Origin of the sequence: Pantoea sp. S61 (assembly GCF_016625145.1) — a bacterium.
Taxonomy (GTDB): Bacteria; Pseudomonadota; Gammaproteobacteria; order Enterobacterales; family Enterobacteriaceae; genus Pantoea; species Pantoea rwandensis_B.
The window spans coordinates 69,257-90,953 of the sequence record NZ_JACVUO010000011.1; the positions used below are offsets into that span (position 1 = coordinate 69,257).

The following is a 21,697-nucleotide window of genomic DNA, read 5'->3' on the forward strand; positions in this document are numbered from 1 at the left end:
GAGGCTAAAGAATGTCGTCAAAAACGGTGGATGTGATTGCTACGGCGCTGAGTGAACGCATTGAAAACGGTGAATTTGCCAGCGGGCGTTTACCGGCAGAACGCAGTTTGAGTGAATTCTATTCCACCACGCGCATTACCCTGCGTGAGGCGCTGGGCTTGCTGGAAGCGCAGGGCATTATTTACCGTGAATTGCGTCGAGGCTGGTTTCTCGCACCGCCAAGGCTGGTGTATAACCCGGCCCATCACAGCCACTTTCATGCCATGGCGGCCGAACAAGGCCGTATCGCCCTTACTGAAGTGATTGAGGCGCGGGAGGTCCCGGCACAGCTGGTGATTGCGCGACATTTACAGCTATTAGAAGGCGATAGTGTATTTCGCATTCGCCGCCTGCGACGTATCGATGGCCGCGCGGTGTTGTATGTCGAGCATTACCTCAATCCGGCCTTTTTTCCTGGCCTGCTGGAAGAAGACCTGACCCGCTCGCTCACCGATCTCTACGATCAGCGTTATGGCATTCGTTACGGCGGCGCACGCTTTACTATTCTTCCTGGCCCATTACCGGCGCGCGCTGCACCGGCACTCAATGTCGCCAGCGGCACTCCCGGATTACTGATTACCCGTATCAACCGCGATCAACATAAACGGGTGATCGACTGTGACTGTGAATACTGGCGTTATGACGCGCTCTGTGTGGATGTTGATGTGTAGCATATTGTGATTTCGATCACACTACAGCATGATAGCCTCAGAGAGTTTCCGTACTTTGAGGCGCATAAAAATGACAACAAAATCAGCGATGGGGCAGCTTATTGCTTCAGTTTTACAATGGGTTCTGAATATTGGTTTGGTGACGCTGGCTGTCATCCTGGTGGTCTTCCTTGGCAAAGAGACAATCCATTTAGCCAATGTGCTGTTCAGCACCGGTGAGCAGGCGTCGTCCTACCTGCTGATCGAAGGCATTGTGATCTATTTTCTTTATTTTGAATTTATCGCGCTGATCGTGAAGTACTTCCAGTCCGGCTATCACTTTCCGCTGCGTTATTTCATCTATATCGGCATCACCGCAATCATTCGTCTGATAATCGTTGACCACAAAAACCCGTTCGACACGCTTTATTATTCAGCGGCGATTTTAATTCTGGTGGTCACGCTGTGGTTAGCCAATAGCAATCGCTTAAAGCGCGAATAATCCCCCTTCTGTCGGGTGTGGCACAACCAGCAGTGCCACGCCCGATTCTCTGCGTTAAACTAGGGCAACTTTTTCTCCGGAGATGTCCTGATGTCGCATCACGCGCTGCGCCAGTTACTCGCACTGCATTGGCTGCCAGCCACTTCCCCCTTGCTTTCCCCCCCTCTGCTTGACTGGTTGCTGGAGGAAGACTCCATGACGCGTCGTTTCGAGCAGCATTGCCAGCAGGTGACGGTGGAACTGATCCGCGAAAGCTTTATTACCGCTGACGAGATGGCGCCAGAAGCGGAATTCCTGCCCGCCGATGAGCGCTTTTGGTTACGTGAAATCGTGCTGTGTGGCGATGGCGAACCCTGGCTGATTGGGCGAACCGTGGTGCCAGAAAGCACGTTGAACGGCCCGGAGCAGATGCTGCAAAATCTTGGCACCCGTCCGTTGGGGCGCTATCTTTTCGCCTCCTCGACGCTGAGCCGCGATTTTATCGATCCCGGCCAGGTGGATGATCTGTGGGGACGTCGCTCGCGCCTGCGTTTATCAGGCAAACCGCTGCTGCTAACTGAACTGTTTTTACCAGCGTCGCCGTTGTACCGCGCGCTGAATCAAGGATAAAGGATTGTGGAAAAAACCTTAACCATGACCAAATGGCAGGCTTATCGGCGCCTGATGCGCATCGATAAACCGATTGGCACGCTGTTGCTGCTGTGGCCCACAATGTGGGCACTGTGGTTATCAGGCATGGCGGTGCCGCCTTTGTCTGTGCTGGTGGTATTTGTGCTCGGTGTTATCGTGATGCGTGCCGCGGGTTGCGTGATCAATGATTATGCGGACCGTAAGGTGGATGGTCATGTCAAACGGACCGCATCACGTCCGCTGGCGAGCGGCGCGGTGACGGAGAAAGAGGCCAAAATCCTGTTTGTCGTGCTCGGGTTGCTGGCATTTGCGCTCGTGCTGACCATGAACCGTATGACGATTTTGCTGTCATTTGGTGGCCTGGCACTGGCATGGGTCTATCCGTTTATGAAGCGTTACACCCATTTACCCCAGGTGGTATTGGGAGCGGCATTCGGCTGGGCGATTCCAATGGGTTGGGCGGCAGTTAGTGAGTCCTTACCTCTTGTTTGCTGGCTGGTGTTCTTCGCGAATATCTGCTGGACGGTGGCTTACGACACGCAATACGCGATGGTTGATCGTGATGACGACCTGAAGATTGGCGTGAAATCCACGGCGATTCTGTTCGGTCGTTTCGATAAGTTGATCATCGGCTTATTGCAGTTGGCCACGCTGGGGCTAATGGCGCTGGTGGGATTGATGTTGCATCTGAACGGTGCGTTTTACTGGTCACTGCTGGTGGCGGGCGGCTTCTTTGTGTATCAACAAAAGCTGATTGCTCAACGTGAACGCGATCCTTGCTTCCAGGCCTTTCTGAATAATAACTATGTTGGGCTGGTGCTGTTTATCGGCGTGCTTCTCAATACTCAGCCATTTATTGACCTGTTTTAAGTGGTTAATGCCATAAAAAAGGCGACCCGTTGAGGGTCGCCTTTCTGTTTTTGATGCCCGACGTTATTCGTGGGCTAAAGCGCTTTCAATAGTCAAACGGACATCACCGGTCACCAGCTCTGCCAGCATCTGCCACATAATGTGGGTGCGTTCCGCATCGGCATCGCCTGAATCACTGATGTAGCCTTCATCACGCAGTGACAGCACCAGCGCGGTAAATACCGCTTTGTCGAAGAACTCTGGCGCATTAATGCCATGCAACACAGACAAACGCTGCGCCAGCGTGCGGCTCTCTTTCTCCAGCGTGCCGCGGTTAATCGTCGGCTTGGCACTCAGAATGGCGAAGGTGATGGCAAAACGCTGCAGCGTTTCACGGATACCGGCAGCCAGCAGTTGCAGCGAGCGGTGACGCACAGGATTCATGCGTAACTGCCCATCATGCTCGGTAATCAGGCCTTGTCGCGCCATCTCAGCACAGAGGGCATTCAGCACGCCTGGCAGCTCTGCGTTATCCCAGCGCAGGAACAGCTCACTCTTCAGCATCGGATACACCAGACTCACCTGACGCAGCAACTCCGCCTCACTGATCTCACGATGCTGCTGCACAATAGCGGCAATCAGCGATGGCATGACCAGCATGTGGTGGATGTTGTTGCGGTAGTAGGTCATCAGGACGGCCTGCTCGCGCGGCAGAATGATGATATCGCCAATGTTGTCTTGTTCCGTCTCGAACTTGTTCATGCCCATGGCGTGATCAAGCAGCGCTTCAGCACTCATCTCCGGCACAGTCGCTTCCGGCGAATAAGGCACGTTACGCAGCAGCTGGGTATAGCATTCCAGTTGCTCAATCAACTGCTCACGCGTCAGAGAACGCTGACGAGAAGCCAGCAACGCGGTGACGCACAGGTTCATGGCGTTGGCTGCACCGGCTTCGTTGATACGCACCATCAGACGTGCCGCAATATCATTCACGGTCGGCGTCATCCATGCCGGACGCTGCGGTTCAATCGGATCGATCGCATCACGCCATTCCGGCACGTTTTTGTTCAGATAGTTCATCAACGGCAGGGGTTCGCCGAAGTTAACGTAGCCCTGGCCAAGATTGCGCAGTTTACGTAACCCGCGCACCATCTGCAGGAAACTCTCTTTCTCTTTGGCCGCACCACGTAACTCTTTGGCGTAAGTACCCACTTCCATGACGTGTTCATAGCCGATGTAGATTGGAACGAAGGTAATCGGGCGGCTACCGCCACGCAGCATGGCTTGCAACGTCATCGACAGCGTGCCGGTTTTAGGATCCAGCAGTCGGCCCGTGCGTGAGCGCCCGCCTTCAACGAAATACTCGACTGAATATCCGCGGCTGAACAACTCGCCCAGATATTCGCGGAATACCGTGGAATAGAGCTTGTTGCCCTTGAAGGTACGACGGATAAAGAAAGCGCCCAGGCGACGGAAAATCGGACCTGCTGGCCAGAAGTTCAGGTTGATGCCAGCCGCGATGTGTGGCGGCACCAGGCCCTGATGATAGAGCACGTAAGAGAGCAGTAAATAGTCCATGTGACTGCGATGGCAGGGCACATACACAATTTCGTGGCCATCTTGCGCCAGCTGACGCACACGCTCGCCACCGTTGACGTTGATGCCCTGATAAAGACGGCTCCACAGCCAGCCCATCACGCGGTCTGTGACGCGAATGGCCTCATACGAGAAGTTCGCTGCGACCTCTTCCATCATCTCAACGGCATTCTGCTGGGCTTTCTCGTGCGAGATTTTTTTGCTGCGCGCTTCATCTTCAACCGCTTTTTCAATCGCTTTGGATTGCAGCAGCTTGTTGAACAGATCCTGACGTGCGGGCAGACGTGGCCCGACTGCAGCCAGACGCTGACGCGCGAAGTGAATGCGTGCCACGCGTGCCAGCTTCTGGGCAATCGACTTATCGGTGCCGTGCTCCGTCGCCATCTGGCGCAGGGAAACGGTCGGCGAGAAGCGCACAAAGCTGTCACGTCCGTGCCACAAAATGGCGAAGAATTTCTCAACACCATTAAGGATGCGCAGATGCGGCGTATCTTCACCCTGAATTTCACGTCCCGGCGCGCGACCAAACATGACCGCAACCGGTAACATCTGGACGTCGAGATCCGGATTACTGCGGTGCAAATCGAGGTAGTCGTGGAATAGCTTCACCGACTCAGGATTGGCAACGAAATAGGGGAATACGCGTGGGCCATCGTGAATAAACACGTGACGCGGCAATAGCGTGCCGTCGATCTCCAGCGGAGCCAGCGGATCGGGCAGATCATGTTTCAGGCACTGCGCCCGGAGAGTGAGCAGGTCAGCCTTTGAATCATATGGCAAAACATACATCACTGGACGCGTCGGATCGATCCCGTGTTCTGAGACAGGATCGGTCGGAATGACCTTACTCTTTACCAAAAAAGAGAGTGGTAAATTCAATAGTTTGTAATAAAGTTTACGCCAACCTGACATAGACAACTTAAAGCCTCTTGTTAGCAAAGCGCGGCAAGCATACCAGAAAGTGCAACGAAGATCTGTGGCTTACACGACCTCAGACAGCCCACATATTGACGCCAAATCACATCAAGGGTTCCAAAGCATGGCAAATAACGTCACCGGTATTCAAAGAATAGTGAATGCAGCCGGTTATTCCTGGCAAGGCTTGCGCGCCGCCTGGCAACATGAAGCCGCATTTCGTCAGGAAGCCATTGCCGCACTGGTGGCGATTGTGGTGGCCTGCTGGCTGGATGTTGATCCGACTTCCCGTGTGCTGATGATTGGCTCCGTGGTGCTGGTGATCATCGTTGAAATCCTGAATAGCGCCATCGAAGCGGTGGTGGATCGCATTGGGCAAGAGCGCCATCCTTTAGCCGGACGAGCAAAAGATATGGGCTCAGCGGCGGTATTGCTGGCTATCTTACTGGCTCTGTTTGTCTGGATCGCGCTGCTCTGGTCGCATTTGCGATAGGTATTCCAGAATCTTCAAACCGCTGATTTTTCCCTCTGTTTTGGTTTTCATTTCGCCAATACCTGTATATACTCACAGCGACTGTATAAACAACCAGGGGGCGGGATGAAAGCGTTAACCACCAGGCAGCAACAGGTCTATGATCTGATTCGCGACCACATTAACCAGACCGGCATGCCGCCAACGCGTGCGGAAATTGCTGCGCAACTGGGTTTTCGCTCGCCCAATGCTGCGGAAGAACACCTGAAAGCACTGGCCCGTAAAGGCGTCATCGAGATTGTCTCCGGCGCATCTCGCGGCATCCGCCTGCTAATGGAAGAAGAAGTCTCCGAAGGGTTACCGCTGATCGGTCGCGTGGCCGCCGGTGAGCCGCTGCTGGCGCAAGAGCACATCGAAGCGCACTATCAGGTTGATGCCAATCTGTTTAAACCTACCGCTGATTTCCTGCTGCGCGTGAGTGGTATGTCGATGAAAGACATCGGGATTATGGATGGCGACTTGCTTGCAGTGCATAAAACTCAGGAAGTCCGTAATGGTCAGGTTGTGGTGGCGCGTATTGATGATGAAGTGACCGTCAAGCGCTGGAAAAAGCAGGGTGCCATTGTGCATTTGCTGCCAGAAAACACCGAATTCCAGCCAATTGTAGTCGATACCCGTGAGCAGGCTCTGACCGTTGAAGGTCTGGCTGTGGGCATCGTACGTAACGGCGAATGGCTTTAATCTCTCGTTGAATTCCCCCGCTGCGGTTGGTCACTGTACTGACCGCAGTCTGATACACTGATTTTCCTCCTCAGGCTGATTGCCGGTTAATGGTCCGATTGGCCAGCGCAACAATGGAACGGGCGAATGCGGCTGTTTTCCTCTTCAGATAAAGCATTGTGGCGGCTGGCGCTGCCGATGATTCTCTCCAATATTACCGTTCCGCTGCTCGGTGTCGTCGATACTGCAGTGATTGGCCATCTCGATAGTCCCATTTACCTTGGTGGCGTGGCGGTAGGTGCAACGGCGACCAGTTTCATCTTTATGTTGTTGCTGTTCCTGCGCATGAGCACCACGGGTTTGACTGCGCAGGCGTTTGGCGCGAACGATAAAACCGCCCTGGCGCGGGCGTTGACGCAACCTCTGTTGATCGCTCTGGTGGCGGGCGTGCTGTTTTTATTACTGCGCGCGCCCTTCAGTTTGGTCGCAGCCTCATTAATGGGCGGCAGCCCGGAAGTGCAGCACCAGGCACAAATTTTTATCAACATTCGCTGGCTTAGCGCACCGGCGACCTTAGCCAATCTGGTGATTTTAGGCTGGTTGCTCGGCGTGCAATATGCGCGAGCGCCGATGGTGCTGCTCATTGTCGGTAACCTGGTGAATATCCTGCTCGATCTCCTGTTTGTGCTGAAGCTTCACTGGGGCGTTGCGGGTGCGGCGGCGGCAACGGCGGTGGCAGAGTACGTCACGCTGGGTGTGGGGTTATGGATGGTGGTACGTGTGCTTAAGTTGCGTGGCATTTCTTTCAATCTGCTAAAACAGAGTTGGCGTGGTGATGCGGCACGCCTGTTCCGGCTCAACCGCGACATCATGCTGCGTTCGCTTATGGTGCAAATCTGTTTCGCGTCACTCACCTTGCTGGGCGCGCGTTTAGGGCCAGATGTTGTTGCGGTGAATGCCGTACTGCTGATGTTCCTGACGTTTACGGCCTATGCGCTGGATGGTTTTGCCTATGCCGTGGAGGCCTGCTCCGGTGAAGCGGTGGGAGCGCGAGATCGCAGTCGCTTATTACTGATTTGGCATGCTGCCTGCCGTCAGGCCGGTATCGTTGCCCTGGCGTTCGCCGCCATCTATGCGGTAACCGGCCCTAAAATTGTGGCGTTGCTCACCTCGCTTGAGCCACTGCGAGAGATGGCCGATCGTTATCTTGGCTGGCAGGTGATTCTGCCGCTGATCGGTGTCTGGTGTTATCTGCTGGACGGTATGTTTATCGGCGCCACGCGTGGGCGTGAAATGCGCAACAGCATGGTGATGGCGGCAGTGGGTTATGGGCTTGCCTTACTGACACTCCCGTGGCTCGGCAATCACGGCTTATGGCTGGCGGTGACGGTGTTTCTTGCCTTGCGTGGCTTGACGCTCTGGTGGATGTGGCGACGTCACTGGCGACACGACAGCTGGTTCACTGTTTGAATAAGCGAAGCGTAACCTACAGATTATTCTGTATTTTTTGCGTAATCCCATCTGGCTACTATAATTATCTCAAACGGCGCAATTGAGTAGCGCGTTGTGTGGGTGATTTCCTGATTTATTAGGAGATCATCGCATCTCACTCAGGATGATGTGGAGGATTATGATGAACAAAGACGAAGCGAGCGGTAACTGGAAGCAGTTTAAAGGGAAAATGAAAGAGAAGTGGGGCAAGCTGACGGATGACGATATGACGGTCATCGAAGGTAAACGCGATCAGCTTGTGGGTAAAATTCAGGAACGCTACGGCTATGCGAAAGACCAGGCCGAAAGTGAAGTGAAAGACTGGGAAAGTCACAATAAAGATTACCGCTGGTAACCGAAATTAAGGAAGATGCTCCTACCCCGCCGATCACCCGTCGGCAAGGCACAAGGAAGTGCCACTCACCCTTTTCTCACTCTCTTTTTCGTATCAATCTCATGATCGTGATCGCAGCTATCGTGATGATTGCACGCTGCGACTTCTGCGCAGTTCTCGCACAAACCATGGGCTTCAATAACCGTGTGGCGCAGTGAGAATCCGGCCTGATCGGCCAGTCCCGAAATAATCTTTTCTACGCCGTGTGCGTGTTTTTCACTGACTGCCGCACAACCATCACACACCAGCATCACCGAAGTATGCGCAGGCTCGTCGAAATGGTGGCAAACCACATAGCTGTTATTCGATTCAACACGATGAATAAAACCCTGCTCCAACAGAAAATCCAACGCGCGGTAAATGGTCGGAGGTTTAGCCTGTGGCTCGCTGATGCGGAGTTGATCCAGCAGATCATAAGCACTGATCGAACCATTCTGCTCAGCCATTAAACGCAGCACTTCAGCGCGTTGAGTGGTCAGGCGCACGCCGCGGTCAAGGCAAAGGGATTCTGCCTGAGTAAGCAGTTGTGCGGGCGTGAGGTTTGACATAAGTGTTCTCCAGGTTGCAGGCGATGTTATTTTATCACACAAAATTTTACCCTGCTGTGATTGCTTTTTACCCGGTTAAAGTCCAGGAAAAATCTCGTTAATCAATAAATTAACTTAACCTTCCTGTTGTGCTGATAAAACCGCTCATTTCAGACCCTCCATTAGATCAGTCATATAGCGTAATTATCACGCTATTTTTGCTTTGCAACTCACCGGGTTAGCGTCTAAGGTTCAAAAGGTCTTAAGTAATATCTGGCATCAATTTAGGCTTTGTTCATTTTTCTGCATAACTAAACAGCAGAATGGTGTGGTTGTATCCAATTCTGCGAACAGCAGTGCTATTTCCTTTTAATTCACAGCAATGATGCGTTAGCCAGGGTTCAGAATAGCGGCTAACTAAACTGTTTCGTTTCTGAGTTATTCAGCGACATTTCAAAGGTGATGGCAGGCTCATGGTGAAGACATTATTCAGGCACAAAAAAGTAGCTTATCTTGTTGGTTTGAATGCAGTATTTCTTTCTTCTTCAGCTCTGGCAGCAGGTACATGGTATGATGCGCGTAACGATGCCATGGGTGGCACCGGCGTCGCTTCGTCAACCTGGAGTTCAGCGGTGCTGGCTAACCCGGCATTGATGACCAAAGCCAAACCTGAAGATAACGTCAGCGTCATATTCCCTTCAGCCGGTGTACAGGTTACCGACAAAGACAAATTAATTAACAAAGTTGATGACATCACGGACAGTGTTGATCGTTATAAACAACTGATAGATGATTTCGATTTTGCTGATTATCTCAGAGGTTACCCGGAGCTGAAGGCTGCGGCAGGCGATATGGCCAATCAGCTTCAAGATTTGAAAGGTAATAAAGCTAACGGCACTGCGGGAGTCGCTTTTGCCGTCACTGTTCCAAACGATACGCTGCCCTTTGCCTTTATTACTAAAGCCTACGGCACGGCACATGTGCGCGCCAATGTGGTTGATAGCGACATCACCTATCTGCGTGGTGTCGCGGATGGGAGCATCACGCCAAGGCCGGGCGATCAGGATAACCTGCGTTCGAGCGGCAATGGCCTTGCGGCGTTAGTCACCGATTATGGCGTCTCCGTTGCACATGAATTTGATGTCGCTGGCCATCCGGTTTCTGTGGGCGTGACACCAAAGCTGCAAAAAACCTGGCTGTATAACTACACCGCCAGTATTTATAACTTTGATAAAAGTGATATCAACAACAGCCAATACCGCAGTTCCGATACCGGCTTCAACATTGATGCAGGCATCGCGACCGACTTTGGTGAGCATTGGACGTTGGGTGTGACAGGGCAGAACCTGATCTCACGCGACATCGACACCAAAACAGTGGAAGGCTATCGCGATACCTATCAAATCCGTCCGCTGGTCACGTCAGGTCTGGCCTGGAACTACGGCGCGTTCACCCTGGCAGGCGATGTTGATTTGACGCAAACCAAACGTTTCAAATCGGAAGAAAGCAGCCAATATGCGGGAGTGGGTGCCGAGTATCGCGTGCTGGATTGGTTAGCATTGCGCGCGGGTTATCGTGCGGATATGAAATCAAATGATGCCAATGTGTTTACCGCAGGTCTGGGCGTTTCACCGTTTAACAACACGGTGCATCTGGATCTTGCTGGTTCAGTGGGTGACGATAATACCTGGGGCGGCATGCTGCAGCTCGGATTTAACTTCTAATTGCGTCATTTCACATCACGCTAACATTCACCCTGAAATGGCGTGAACATGCTCACAAAAACAGGTCGCCATTGGCGGCCTGTTTCATTATTGGGCGCGGAATTTGTGATCGTAATCAATCAGCGAAGCTGTGCCAGATTCAACTGGGAAAGTAGCCAATCTTTAAAGCTATCTAACGCGAAGTGGCGATGCTGATGCCGTGGGAACACCAGGTAATGGCCGATATAGTGAATCTCCTGGGTGGTCTCAATCAGCGGACAAACTAAGCGCCCACTGGCAAGCTCTCGTTCTGCTAATAATTTGGATTCCAGCACCACCCCCAGACCATCAACGGCAGCGGCAATCGCCATAAAACTGCGGTCAAAGCGCAAACCATAATGGCGCGGGGGCGTCAGGTGATTGGCTTCAAACCAGCCCTTCCATTGGTAGAGTTGCACATCGCACTGAATCAACGATTGGTGATAGAGGTCCTCCGGGCAGCGAATGCGTGCGGCAATCTCTGGTGAGCAAAGCGGTGTTAACTCCTCCACGGCCAGCGGGATTTTCTCGTAAGGCGAGGGGCGCGGCTCGCCATAAACAATATCTAAATCATAGTCATCCTGCTCAAAGCGCGCATATTCGGTGCTGGCTGAAAGACGCAGATCAATATGTGGATGCGCGGCAATAAAGCTTCCGAGACGGGGTAATAGCCACTGATGGGCAAAGCTTGGCGCGGTGTGCAGACGCAGTGGTCGCGATTCATCAGCGGTGACGAGCGAAAGCCCACGCTGCATCTCATCAAATCCCCGCTGGATGTGTTCCAGCAAGATTGCCCCTTCTTTGGTTAGCATGATTTCGCGAGTACTGCGCTGAAACAGGCGCGTGTCGAGCGTCTCCTCCAGCTTACGAATCGCATGACTAATGGCGCTAGGCGACAAATCTAACTCTTGCGCTGCGGTGGTAAATGCTCCTGTACGGCCTGCGGCTTCAAACGCGCGCAACAGCGAAAGTGGGGCTTTTTTTAATAATGTCATTTGTGAATCCCATTCAACAGTTGATGCATTTTTTGCTTTTGTCGGCAGAGGTCAAGGCTGAGTAATCTGCTGCTAAACGGCAAGCAGGTGAAAATGGCACGTGAATCCGCTGCAGCTTTCACCATGACAGATCGCTCTTCTGCTTGCCAACTCTGCTGATTTTCTCTTCTTTCAGGAACAGATATGACGACTCTTGCAGAACCGGAATTGAGCCTTACACAGCGGCTGTCACAGCACGCTTATCGTATTCGTCGCTACGCGTTGCAAATGGGCGAAGTACAGGGGCAAGGCTATATCGGCCAGGCTCTGGGACTGGCTGATATGCTGGCTGTTGCATGGTGCCATGCGATGAATTACCGCGCGGATGAACCTGAATGGGAAGGCCGCGATCGTTTCCTGCTGTCCCACGGCCACTATGCGATTGCACTATATGCGGCGCTGATTGAAGCGGGCGTGATTCCTGTGGAGGAGTTGGAAACGTATGGATCTGATGATAGTCGCTTACCGATGTCGGGCATGGCTACCTACACGCCAGGCATGGAAATTTCAGGTGGATCGCTCGGACAGGGGCTGACGATTGGTGTCGGTATGGCATTGGCATTGCGTCATAAAGGAAATCCGGCTTTTGTTTACAACTCGATGTCTGATGGCGAACTGGATGAAGGGGCAACCTGGGAAGCGGCGATGGGAGCGGCACATCATCAACTGAGTAATTTGATCGTCATGGTGGATATCAACCAGCAGCAGGCAGATGGCCCCTCTGGCAAGGTCATGGGGTTTGAACCGCTGGCAGATAAGTGGCAGGCGTTTGGCTGGCATGTACAGCGTGTGGATGGCAATGACATTGCTGCTGTGAAGCAGGCATTTGATCGGGCACGCGCGTTAAACGAACCCAAGCCGCGCGTCATTCTGCTGGACACGCTAATGGGTAAAGGCGTGCCATTCCTGGAAGCGCGTGAAAAGAATCATTTTATTCGTGTGGATGCTGACGAGTGGCAACAGGCCATCGCCATCCTCGATCAGGCTCAGGAGGCCACGCAATGAGCAGCATCACCACAGAGAAAAAGCCACGCCTGACAACGTCGGCGATGATTGCCTCCATTGCCGCAGAAGGACAAGCCACGGTTGCTGCGCCCTTTGGTCATGCGCTGGTCAAAGCCGCTGCGACCCGGCCGTCAATCGTTGGGTTGACTGCCGACCTGTCAAAATACACCGATTTGCATATCTTCGCCCAGGCCTATCCAGAACGTCATTTCCAGATGGGCATGGCAGAGCAGCTGTTGATGGGCGCAGCCGGTGGCATGGCGAAGGAGGGCATGACGCCATTTGCTACCACCTATGCGGTGTTTGCCACGCGTCGTGCCTACGACTTTATGCATCAGGTGATCGCGGAAGAGCAGCTGAATGTGAAAATCTGCGCTGCGCTGCCGGGGTTAACCACCGGCTACGGCCCAAGCCATCAGGCCACTGAAGATATCGCGCTGATGCGGGGTATTCCGGGCATGACCATTGTTGATCCTTGTGATGCGCTGGATACGGAACAAGCCGTTGCCGCAATAGCCGATCATCAGGGGCCGGTTTATATGCGTCTGTTGCGCGGCAAGGTGCCGCTGGTGCTGAACGAATACGATTATCAATTCGAACTGGGCAAAGCCAAATTGCTGCGTGATGGCCGTGATGTGCTGCTGATTTCCAGTGGGATTATGACAATGCGCGCACTGGAAACAGCAAAAGCGCTGGCAGCCGATAACGTCGATGTTGCGGTATTGCACGTGCCGACCATTAAGCCTCTGGACACTGAAACCATTATCACCCAGTGCAGGCGTGCCGGGCGTTTAGTGGTAGTGGTTGAGAACCATAGCGTGGTTGGCGGTTTAGGTGAGGCGGTGGCGACCACGTTAATGCATGCGCAGGTCATGCCCGTGTTTCGTCAAATCGGCTTGCCAGATCAGTTCCTGGATGCGGGCGCGCTGCCCACTTTGCACGACCGCTACGGCATTTCCACAGAAGCGATGGTCAGCGCGATTCGCGTCTGGCTGGCATAACGACGCGAAAGGAGAACAGCATGAAGGTGATATTTGTCGGCACCGGGGCAATTGGCGTTCCTATGGCTTGCCAGATTCAGCGTGCAGGGCATGCGGTAATTGGGGTGGATGTGTTTGAAGCGTCGCGTCAGCGTGCTCAGGCGCAGGGGATTGAGGCGGTTAGTCGCATTGCAGAAGCACCTAAAGCGGATGTGGTCGTGGTGATGGTCGCCACACCACAGCAGCTGCAGGCGCTGGTGGCGGAAGCGCTGCCGCAGGTGGCTGGTCAGCACTGGGTCATCATGTCCACTGTTGGGCCGCAGGCGGTGCGTGAGGCGGCTTCTTCACTGATTGCTGCCGGTGCGCAGGTCGTGGATGCACCGGTCACGGGCGGAACCGCCCGCGCCAGCACCGGTGAGTTAGTGATTTTTGCTTCCGGCGCACCTGCCGCCATTGCCTTTGTTGAGCCAGTACTCAAATCCATGGGATCGGTGTCGATCGTGGGTGATGAGGTTGGCGAGGGACAGGGGATCAAAGTGATCAATCAGCACCTTTGCTCGGTGCATATTGTGGCAGCCGCGGAGGCGCTGAGTCTGGCACAGTCGCTGGGGTTATCACCCGCTCAGGTATTGAAGCTGGTCGAGCGCGGCGCGGCGGGATCGTGGATGTTGTCAGATCGTGGTCCGCGCATGCTGGAGGGGACTGATGTCTCGGTCTCCAGCGCCATCAACATCTTTGTCAAAGATAGCGGGTTAGTGGCAGAGGCGGCGACCGCCTGCCACGCTGAGGTTCCGCTGTTACAGGTCGCTCATGCTCGTTATCTGGCGGCAGCAGAAGCCGGATTGGGGCAACGTGATGACAGCAGAGTGATTGAGACCTGGAGCAAACCTGCAAATTAACCGCTCCACCACTGCTGCCCGAAAAATACGATAATACCGGGGTAACACATGAACACGACTTCTGTACCTGCAAACACCCGCGAAAATGCGGCGAAAGTCTCTTTCGCCTCAATGATTGGCTCAGCGGTGGAGAGCTATGATTTCTTTATCTATGGCACCGCCGCTGCAGCCTGGTTCGGTAAGATCTTTTTCCACACGCAAGAGCCCATCGTCGGCATTCTGGCGGCATTCGCCACCTTAGCGGTCGGCTTCCTGATGCGCCCGTTTGGTGGTTACCTCGCCGGCCATTTCGGCGATCGCTATGGCCGAAAAACCGTACTGTTCTGGTCATTACTGGCAATGGGCGGTGCCACCGTACTGATCGGTGCGTTGCCAACCTATGAGCAGGCTGGCGTGCTGGCACCGATCTTGTTGATCTTATTACGCATGATCCAGGGGATCGGATTCGGTGCCGAGTGGGGCGGCGCGGTGTTAATGGCATTTGAGCATGCGCCCGTGAAAAAGCGCGGTTTCTATGGCGCGGTGCCGCAGCTCGGGATCCCGCTCGGCCTGCTGCTGGCGAATGGCTCTTTCCTGCTCTCTGCGGCACTGTTTGAAGGTGATTGGGTTTGGCGCATGCCGTTCCTGATCTCTTTTGTGATGGTGGCCATCGGCATCTTTATTCGAATGCAGGTCGCGGAATCGCCGGAATTCGAGAAAGCCAAAGCAGATAAGCAGATTGTGCAACAACCCGCGCTGGAGGTCATTCGTCGCGACTGGCGTACCATCGTCAAAATTATGGGGCTACGCCTGGCGGAGACGGGTGGCTACTACATCACCACCAGTTTTATGTTGTCCTATGTGGTGCTGGCGGAAATCACAGATACGCGCCATGTGTTATGGGGCACGCTGATTGGTTCAGCGCTGGGGCTCGGCAGCCATCTGCTGTATGGCGCGCTAAGTGATAAGGTGGGACGTCGCCCAATATTCCTGATTGGCGCCATCTTCACCATTCTGTTTGGCATCCCCATGTTTATGCTGATCAATACCGGTGCAGTGATGATGGTGATTGTCGCTGTCGCCCTGTCCCTGCTCTTCAGCCATGACCCGATATTTGCCGTAGAGTCGAGTTGGTTCTCCGAACAGTTTCCGGCCAACGTCCGTTCCTCGGGGATTTCATTGGGCTACAACGGCGCTTCCGTGGTGGCGGGGCTGTTACCGTTCATCGCAACAGGCGTGTATGGCATGGTCGGCTGGATCGGACCGGCGGTGATGTTCTCGTTACTGGGCGTCATTTCAACCTGGGTCGCCTTCAACACACGGGAAACCGCGCCGGTGAAAGTGGGCGAGCCCTCTCTGCCGGCTTCATCAACCTCAACAGCCCCGACGGTGTGAGTGAAACAACGGGCGGCTGTGTCGCCCGTTATTGCTGTGGTATCATTGCGCAGTTTCTCGTCACTCACCTAACTCCGGATTTACTGCGTTTCATGACCGATACTTTCTCTTCGCAACGTTTTTCTATCGCTCCGATGCTGGACTGGACCGATCGCCACTGCCGTTATTTTCACCGTAAGCTGAGCGGCGATACGCTGCTGTATACCGAAATGGTGACCACGGGCGCCATCATTCACGGCAAAGGCGATTACCTGGCTTACAGCGAAGAGGAGCATCCGCTGGCGCTGCAGTTGGGCGGTAGCGATCCGGCAGCTCTGGCGCAATGTGCGAAGCTGGCGGAAGCGCGCGGTTACGACGAGATTAACCTTAACGTCGGTTGCCCATCCGATCGCGTGCAGAATGGGCGCTTTGGTGCCTGTCTGATGGCTGACGCCGCGCTGGTCGCAGATTGCATTAAAGCGATGCGCGATGTGGTCAGTATTCCGGTGACGGTGAAAACCCGTATCGGAATTGATGAGCAGGACAGCTACGCATTTCTGTGTGATTTCATTGGTACGGTGGCCAATAAGGGCAACTGCGATACCTTTATTATCCATGCGCGTAAGGCATGGCTTTCTGGTTTAAGCCCGAAAGAGAACCGTGAGATTCCGCCGCTGGATTATCCGCGTGTCTATCAGCTGAAGCGTGATTTTCCGGCGCTGACCATGGCGATTAACGGCGGCATCAAGACGCTGGAAGAGGCGAAAGTGCATTTGCAGCATATGGATGGCGTGATGATGGGGCGCGAAGCGTATCAAAATCCCGGCATTCTGGCACAGGTCGATCGTGAACTGTTTGGTCGTGATACGCCGTCTGTCGATCCGGTCGCAGTGGTTCGTGCGATGTATCCGTACATCGAAGCGGAGCTGAGCAAAGGCACCTATCTGGGACACGTTACACGCCATATGCTGGGCCTGTTCCAGGGCATTCCTGGCGCGCGCCAGTGGCGTCGTTATTTAAGTGAGAATGCCCATAAGCCGGGTGCCGATGTACGAGTGCTGGAAGCGGCACTGTCGCTGGTCGCGGATAAGATTCCACAGGAAGCCTGATTGTAGGTGAGTCGCGGTGGGCCGGTGTGCCCGGCCATAAAAGGGCAGTCCGATCGCAAAGGAAAATGCCGATCTGCTGCGCGAACATTCGCCCCATTTTTGTGAAACGGCCCGATGCTGCGCATGGCTGAAAAACGCGCTCAGCGTATTGATCTCTGGCGCGGAAGCTTTGCTTTTCTGGCGGGCCTTTTCTGCCCCTTCAGAGGAGCATCGCTGCCGTTAATACGGTTTAAAATGCGCCAATAATTAGTGAATTTCATCACTGCTGAAATACCCCTCTGAATATAACCTCTTATTTTTCAGTGTATTAACTGTTTAACTATATTGGCACGTATCTTGTAAAGCACTCTGTGTTACTTACACAGGAGAGCCTTCGTGGAAATTTTATTTGTTATCGGCTTTTTTCTGATGCTGTTGCTGACTGGCGTTTCACTGCTGGGCGTTATCGCTGCATTGGTTGTTGCCACCGTTGTGATGTTCCTCGGCGGGTTATTCGCGCTTGTTATCAAATTGTTACCTTGGCTGGTGTTGGCGGTGGTAGCCGTGTGGCTTTATCGCGCCTTTACGACACCAAGCGGTGAAGTGAAATTGAACAGACTGAAAAGAAAAATCAGCAAGTTAGAGCGGCGTGGTTGGCGCTAAATGCGGGAGCGATCACAGAGTCGGTAATTGCTTAGTACGAATCTGCAATTAAACATATTTTTTACTTATGTTTTCTGTCAGGATGCGTAAAGTAATTCAAAACGAATTCATCGCCGCTGACCCTACACCAGCGCGAACTATAAAAAGAAAGAAAAAAGGGCTTCCTTCGGGAAGCCCTTAACTTTTTAGGGAATCAGCAAGCTGGAACCTTGCGTGGCGCGGCTCTCAAGAACCTGATGCGCGCGCACCGCATCGCTCAAGGCAAACTTCTGCTCTTCTGGCACCTTCAACTGAATCGCACGACTGGCGATTAACGAGAACAACTCGTTGCTGGCGTTATCCAGTTCCTGACGATTGGTAATGTAACCAAACAGCGAAGGGCGTGTGACAAACAGCGAACCTTTCTTGTTCAGAATCCCAAGATCGACGCCGGTGACGGGGCCCGAGGCATTACCAAAACTCACCATTAAGCCATGACGACGCAGGCTATCGAGAGACGGTTCCCAGGTATCTTTCCCCACCGAGTCATACACCACCGCGACCTTTTCACCGTCAGTCAATTCACTGACGCGCTGTGCAATATTCTCTTCGCGATAGTTAATGGTTGCCCAGGCGCCGGCATTTTTTGCAATCTGCGCTTTTTCGGCGGAGCCCACGGTACCAATCAGATGCGCGCCCAGCGCTTTAGCCCACTGACAGGCAATCAGTCCCACGCCGCCCGCTGCGGCATGGAACAGGAAGATTTCATCGGCTTTCACTTTGTAGGTCTGACGCAGCAAATACTGCACGGTTAAGCCTTTCAAAAACGAGGCTGCACCTTGTTCAAAGCTGATGCTCTCCGGCAGGATCACCAGACGCTCTTCCGCCACGTTATGCATTTCGCTATAGGCACCCAGCGCGGCCTGACAATAGACCACGCGATCGCCGGGCTTAAAGCGCGTCACGCCTGAGCCAACGCGTTTCACCACGCCAGCGGCTTCTGTGCCCAGCCCGGACGGGAAAGCCGCCACCGGATAGAGCCCGCTGCGCACATAGGTGTCGATATAGTTGATGCCAATCGCCTTGTTTTCGACCTGAACCTCATGTTCAGCGGGATCGGCCAGCTCAAAATCGACCCATTGCAGTACCTCCGGGCCACCGTGTTGGTTGAACTGAATACGCTTTGCCATTCTGACTCCTGTGATTGTTCATCCTGGGACGGTATACTTGCGCGTCCCTTTCACGATCGGTAATGCATTCACTATGGCAGGAAATAAACCCACCAACAAATCCAACGAACCCCGCGATCGTCAGCTGGAAGGCGTGAAAATGCCGCCGCACTCTATTGAAGCGGAGCAGTCGGTGCTCGGTGGGTTGATGCTGGATAACGAACGCTGGGATAACGTCTCCGAGCGCGTGGTGGCGGATGATTTCTTCAACCGTTCGCACCGCATGATCTTCTCTGAGATGCAGCGTCTGCTGGAAATGGGCCAGCCGATTGACCTCATTACGCTGTCTGAATCGCTGGAAACACTGGGCGAGCTGGAGATGGCCGGTGGCTTTGCTTATCTGGCAGAGCTGGCGAAAAACACGCCAAGTGCGGCGAACATCGGCGCTTATGCGGATATCGTGCGTGAACGTGCCGTTGTGCGTCAAATGATCTCGGTGGCGAATCAAATTGCTGATGCCGGTTACGATCCGCAGGGGCGCAGCAGTGAAGATTTGCTCGATTTCGCAGAATCCAACGTCTTCAAGATTGCTGAACAGCGCGCCAATAAGGCGGAAGGCCCGCAGAACATCGAGCAAATTCTGGAAGCCACGGTCTCGCGTATTGAAGCGCTAGTGTCGACCCCACACGATGGTGTCACCGGAGTGGATACGGGCTATCAGGATCTGAACAAAAAGACCGCCGGTTTGCAGGGTTCAGATTTGATCATCGTGGCGGCGCGTCCGTCGATGGGTAAAACCACCTTCGCCATGAACCTGTGTGAAAACGCCGCGATGCTGCAAGACAAACCGGTGCTGATATTCAGTCTGGAGATGCCCAGCGAGCAGCTAATGATGCGTATGCTGGCGTCATTATCACGCGTGGATCAAACGCGCATTCGTACCGGCCAGCTGGAAGATGAAGATTGGGCGCGCATCTCTGCCACCATGGGCATCTTGCTGGAGAAGAAGAACATGTTCATCGATGATTCTTCTGGCCTGACGCCAACGGAAGTGCGTTCGCGCGCGCGCCGCGTGTTTCGTGAGAATGGCGGTTTAAGCCTGATCATGATCGACTATCTCCAGTTAATGCGCGTGCCGGCGCTGTCGGATAACCGTACGCTGGAGATCGCGGAGATCTCGCGCTCGCTCAAAGCGCTGGCGAAAGAGCTCAATGTGCCGGTGGTGGCGCTGTCGCAGCTTAACCGCTCACTGGAGCAGCGCGCCGATAAACGTCCGGTGAACTCGGATCTGCGTGAATCGGGATCGATCGAGCAGGATGCTGACTTGATCATGTTCATCTATCGCGATGAGGTGTATCACGAAAACAGCGATCTTAAAGGCATCGCGGAGATCATCCTCGGTAAGCAGCGTAACGGCCCAATCGGTACAGTACGATTGACCTTCAATGGCCAGTGGTCGCGTTTTGATAACTACGCAGGCCCGTCCTACGACGACGAATAATCCTTTCCCGCTGGATGCATGCACGATTTGTGCATGCATTTCACGTCATCAGAAAATAGTGTTGGACAACCCCGGCTTTAATCAGGTTATCTGTACCAAAGCGCACCCTATAACGCTGTGGAAGCAGAATGACTCAGGTAGATGATTACGACCTTAAGATATTGACACTATTACAATCTAACGGCCGCCTTACCAATCAGGAACTCAGTGATTTAGTCGGTCTTTCGGCGTCTCAATGTTCACGCCGCCGCATCAATCTTGAACAGGCAAACCTCATCCTCGGCTATCACGCACGGCTCTCGCCGGATGCGGTGGGTCTCGGCATGGTGGGCTTAATTGAAGTGCGTTTAAAGAATCACACGCCAGATTATGAAGAGAGTTTCCATCGCATGGTGGCAGAGGAGGACGCGATTGTTGATGCCTTCAAAACCACCGGTGATGCTGATTATCTGCTGAAAGTGGCCGTGGCTGATTTAGCCTCGCTGAGTGCGTTGATCAGTCAACTGGTGGCTGGCCATCAGAGTGTGGCCCATGTGAAAACCTCCGTGGTGTTGAGCCGTTTAAAAGAGAACGGCTTGATGATTATCCCCGAGCACAAAACGCGCCAAAAAAGTGCATGATGTGCTAATCTGGTGCAATTAACGCACAGTAAATGCAAATAACGCGCACCAGAAAACAGATTTGTGCATGAATCAACGGTTAAAGTTTGGGGTGATGCACAAAAACCTGCAATAAAAGCGCCTTAGATATCAATTGGATAATCGCTGGCACCCCATAGGTGGCGACTTAACGCCGCCTATGTGGTGCGTTTTTTGCATTTGAACCGCATCAATTGCACTGAGATGACTCCATGGATAACGTTGTTCAACCCACTAAAATTCCTCATTCACGTATTGAAGATGCGCTGGCGATAGTGCTCGGCACCTTAATGGTTTCCTTTGGCGTGATGATGCTGAAACAGGCGGGCGCGCTGACTGGCAGCACTGCAGGTATCGCGTTTTTAATCAGCTATCTGACGCACCTCTCTTTTGGTACCGCATTTTTCCTGATTAACCTGCCGTTTTACTGGCTGGCAGTGCGCCGCATGGGCTGGGAATTCACGGTTAAAACGTTCTGCGCAGTGGGGCTGGTTTCACTGTTCACGCACTTGCATCCGATGTTCATCCATTTTTCTGCGCTAAATCCGTTTTATGCGACATTGTTCGGTAACGTGGTGATGGGGATTGGGTTTATAGTGTTGTTTCGTCACAAAGCCAGCCTCGGCGGTATCAACATTTTGGCGCTCTGGCTGCAGGACCGTATCGGTCTGCGTGCCGGCAAACTGCAAATGGCGGTGGATACCTGCGTGGTACTCGCATCGCTGTTCGTGGTGTCGCTGCCGATACTTTTGGCCTCTATCGCGGGCGCGGTGATCCTTAATCTCATCATCGCTATGAATCATCGTCCCGGCCGCTACATGGTTTGATGACGCCTCTTTACCGACTATTTATGACCAATCA

Annotated in this window: 22 protein-coding genes; 18 read left to right on the forward strand and 4 right to left on the reverse strand. The window is 53.5% G+C overall.

Features of this window, described 5'->3' with window-relative positions; genetic code table 11:
- The first annotated feature begins 11 nt into the window (after nucleotides 1–11).
- The 4 genes from IAE30_RS19255 to ubiA all read left to right on the forward strand — a co-directional run bounded on the left by IAE30_RS19255 (nucleotide 12) and on the right by ubiA (nucleotide 2,691).
- A complete protein-coding gene (locus IAE30_RS19255; protein WP_038643648.1) occupies nucleotides 12–710 on the forward strand; it encodes a UTRA domain-containing protein in 699 nt (232 codons plus the stop codon).
- 70 nt (nucleotides 711–780) lie between these two features.
- On the forward strand, nucleotides 781–1,191 hold the full coding sequence (psiE, locus tag IAE30_RS19260) for a phosphate-starvation-inducible protein PsiE (RefSeq protein ID WP_034826969.1): 411 nt from the start codon (nucleotides 781–783) through the stop codon (nucleotides 1,189–1,191).
- A 90-nt stretch (nucleotides 1,192–1,281) separates the two neighbouring features.
- The gene (gene ubiC / locus IAE30_RS19265; protein ID WP_038643645.1) at nucleotides 1,282–1,800 is read left to right on the forward strand and encodes a chorismate lyase; all 519 of its coding nucleotides are present in this window, start codon (nucleotides 1,282–1,284) and stop codon (nucleotides 1,798–1,800) included.
- A 24-nt stretch (nucleotides 1,801–1,824) separates the two neighbouring features.
- Nucleotides 1,825–2,691, forward strand: coding sequence for a 4-hydroxybenzoate octaprenyltransferase (gene ubiA / locus IAE30_RS19270; RefSeq protein ID WP_200538060.1), 867 nt, complete (start codon nucleotides 1,825–1,827; stop codon nucleotides 2,689–2,691).
- Nucleotides 2,692–2,754: 63 nt separating this feature from the next.
- On the opposite strand, the gene plsB is transcribed toward ubiA, so the two are convergent.
- Nucleotides 2,755–5,178, reverse strand: coding sequence for a glycerol-3-phosphate 1-O-acyltransferase PlsB (plsB, locus tag IAE30_RS19275; protein ID WP_200538006.1), 2,424 nt, complete (start codon nucleotides 5,176–5,178; stop codon nucleotides 2,755–2,757).
- A gap of 127 nt (nucleotides 5,179–5,305) precedes the next feature.
- Between plsB and IAE30_RS19280 the strand changes: the two genes are divergently transcribed.
- From IAE30_RS19280 to IAE30_RS19295, 4 genes are all read left to right on the forward strand, one after another.
- Entirely contained in the window at nucleotides 5,306–5,674 is a 369-nt protein-coding gene (locus IAE30_RS19280) for a diacylglycerol kinase (protein WP_200680738.1), read from the forward strand.
- A 105-nt stretch (nucleotides 5,675–5,779) separates the two neighbouring features.
- Nucleotides 5,780–6,394, forward strand: coding sequence for a transcriptional repressor LexA (lexA, locus tag IAE30_RS19285; protein ID WP_034826962.1), 615 nt, complete (start codon nucleotides 5,780–5,782; stop codon nucleotides 6,392–6,394).
- Nucleotides 6,395–6,520: 126 nt separating this feature from the next.
- Entirely contained in the window at nucleotides 6,521–7,843 is a 1,323-nt protein-coding gene (dinF, locus tag IAE30_RS19290) for an MATE family efflux transporter DinF (RefSeq protein WP_200680740.1), read from the forward strand.
- A gap of 163 nt (nucleotides 7,844–8,006) precedes the next feature.
- Entirely contained in the window at nucleotides 8,007–8,219 is a 213-nt protein-coding gene (locus IAE30_RS19295; protein ID WP_034826959.1) for a CsbD family protein, read from the forward strand.
- A gap of 65 nt (nucleotides 8,220–8,284) precedes the next feature.
- Here the strand turns inward: IAE30_RS19295 and zur are convergent, their stop codons facing one another.
- Complete coding sequence (gene zur, locus IAE30_RS19300; RefSeq protein ID WP_034826958.1) at nucleotides 8,285–8,806, reverse strand: zinc uptake transcriptional repressor Zur; 522 nt, start codon at nucleotides 8,804–8,806, stop codon at nucleotides 8,285–8,287.
- Nucleotides 8,807–9,258: 452 nt separating this feature from the next.
- On the opposite strand from zur, the gene traF reads away from it, so the two are divergent.
- Nucleotides 9,259–10,509 carry a conjugal transfer protein TraF gene (traF, locus tag IAE30_RS19305; protein WP_038643638.1) on the forward strand — a complete coding sequence of 417 codons (1,251 nt, stop codon included), beginning with the start codon at nucleotides 9,259–9,261 and terminating at the stop codon, nucleotides 10,507–10,509.
- Between the two features lie 119 nt (nucleotides 10,510–10,628).
- Here traF and IAE30_RS19310 read toward each other — a convergent pair whose 3' ends face one another.
- The gene (locus tag IAE30_RS19310) at nucleotides 10,629–11,522 is read right to left on the reverse strand and encodes a LysR substrate-binding domain-containing protein (protein WP_038643637.1); all 894 of its coding nucleotides are present in this window, start codon (nucleotides 11,520–11,522) and stop codon (nucleotides 10,629–10,631) included.
- Between the two features lie 183 nt (nucleotides 11,523–11,705).
- Here IAE30_RS19310 and IAE30_RS19315 point away from each other — a divergent pair, with 183 nt between their 5' ends.
- The 6 genes from IAE30_RS19315 (at nucleotide 11,706) to pspG (ending at nucleotide 17,549) form a co-directional block, all read left to right on the forward strand.
- Nucleotides 11,706–12,566, forward strand: a complete 861-nt coding sequence (locus IAE30_RS19315) for a transketolase (RefSeq protein ID WP_045815786.1) — start codon at nucleotides 11,706–11,708, stop codon at nucleotides 12,564–12,566.
- Nucleotides 12,563–13,567: a transketolase family protein gene (locus IAE30_RS19320; protein ID WP_200680742.1), complete on the forward strand. Its 1,005-nt coding sequence runs from the start codon at nucleotides 12,563–12,565 to the stop codon at nucleotides 13,565–13,567. Before IAE30_RS19315 ends, IAE30_RS19320 begins: the two co-directional genes overlap by 4 nt.
- Nucleotides 13,568–13,587: 20 nt before the next feature.
- Nucleotides 13,588–14,445 carry an NAD(P)-dependent oxidoreductase gene (locus IAE30_RS19325; protein WP_200680744.1) on the forward strand — a complete coding sequence of 286 codons (858 nt, stop codon included), beginning with the start codon at nucleotides 13,588–13,590 and terminating at the stop codon, nucleotides 14,443–14,445.
- Nucleotides 14,446–14,493: 48 nt separating this feature from the next.
- A complete protein-coding gene (locus tag IAE30_RS19330; RefSeq protein WP_200680745.1) occupies nucleotides 14,494–15,819 on the forward strand; it encodes an MFS transporter in 1,326 nt (441 codons plus the stop codon).
- A 92-nt stretch (nucleotides 15,820–15,911) separates the two neighbouring features.
- Nucleotides 15,912–16,907 carry a tRNA dihydrouridine(20/20a) synthase DusA gene (dusA, locus tag IAE30_RS19335; RefSeq protein WP_038643632.1) on the forward strand — a complete coding sequence of 332 codons (996 nt, stop codon included), beginning with the start codon at nucleotides 15,912–15,914 and terminating at the stop codon, nucleotides 16,905–16,907.
- Between the two features lie 375 nt (nucleotides 16,908–17,282).
- Complete coding sequence (pspG, locus tag IAE30_RS19340; RefSeq protein WP_034826939.1) at nucleotides 17,283–17,549, forward strand: envelope stress response protein PspG; 267 nt, start codon at nucleotides 17,283–17,285, stop codon at nucleotides 17,547–17,549.
- A gap of 185 nt (nucleotides 17,550–17,734) precedes the next feature.
- Here the strand turns inward: pspG and IAE30_RS19345 are convergent, their stop codons facing one another.
- On the reverse strand, nucleotides 17,735–18,718 hold the full coding sequence (locus IAE30_RS19345; RefSeq protein ID WP_038643631.1) for a quinone oxidoreductase: 984 nt from the start codon (nucleotides 18,716–18,718) through the stop codon (nucleotides 17,735–17,737).
- 73 nt (nucleotides 18,719–18,791) lie between these two features.
- Between IAE30_RS19345 and dnaB the strand changes: the two genes are divergently transcribed.
- The 3 genes from dnaB to IAE30_RS19360 all read left to right on the forward strand — a co-directional run bounded on the left by dnaB (nucleotide 18,792) and on the right by IAE30_RS19360 (nucleotide 21,663).
- Nucleotides 18,792–20,198 carry a replicative DNA helicase gene (gene dnaB, locus IAE30_RS19350; protein WP_034826934.1) on the forward strand — a complete coding sequence of 469 codons (1,407 nt, stop codon included), beginning with the start codon at nucleotides 18,792–18,794 and terminating at the stop codon, nucleotides 20,196–20,198.
- A 128-nt stretch (nucleotides 20,199–20,326) separates the two neighbouring features.
- The gene (locus tag IAE30_RS19355) at nucleotides 20,327–20,818 is read left to right on the forward strand and encodes an Lrp/AsnC family transcriptional regulator (RefSeq protein WP_034826932.1); all 492 of its coding nucleotides are present in this window, start codon (nucleotides 20,327–20,329) and stop codon (nucleotides 20,816–20,818) included.
- Nucleotides 20,819–21,048: 230 nt separating this feature from the next.
- Entirely contained in the window at nucleotides 21,049–21,663 is a 615-nt protein-coding gene (locus IAE30_RS19360; RefSeq protein ID WP_038643629.1) for a YitT family protein, read from the forward strand.
- The last annotated feature ends 34 nt before the right edge of the window (nucleotides 21,664–21,697 follow it).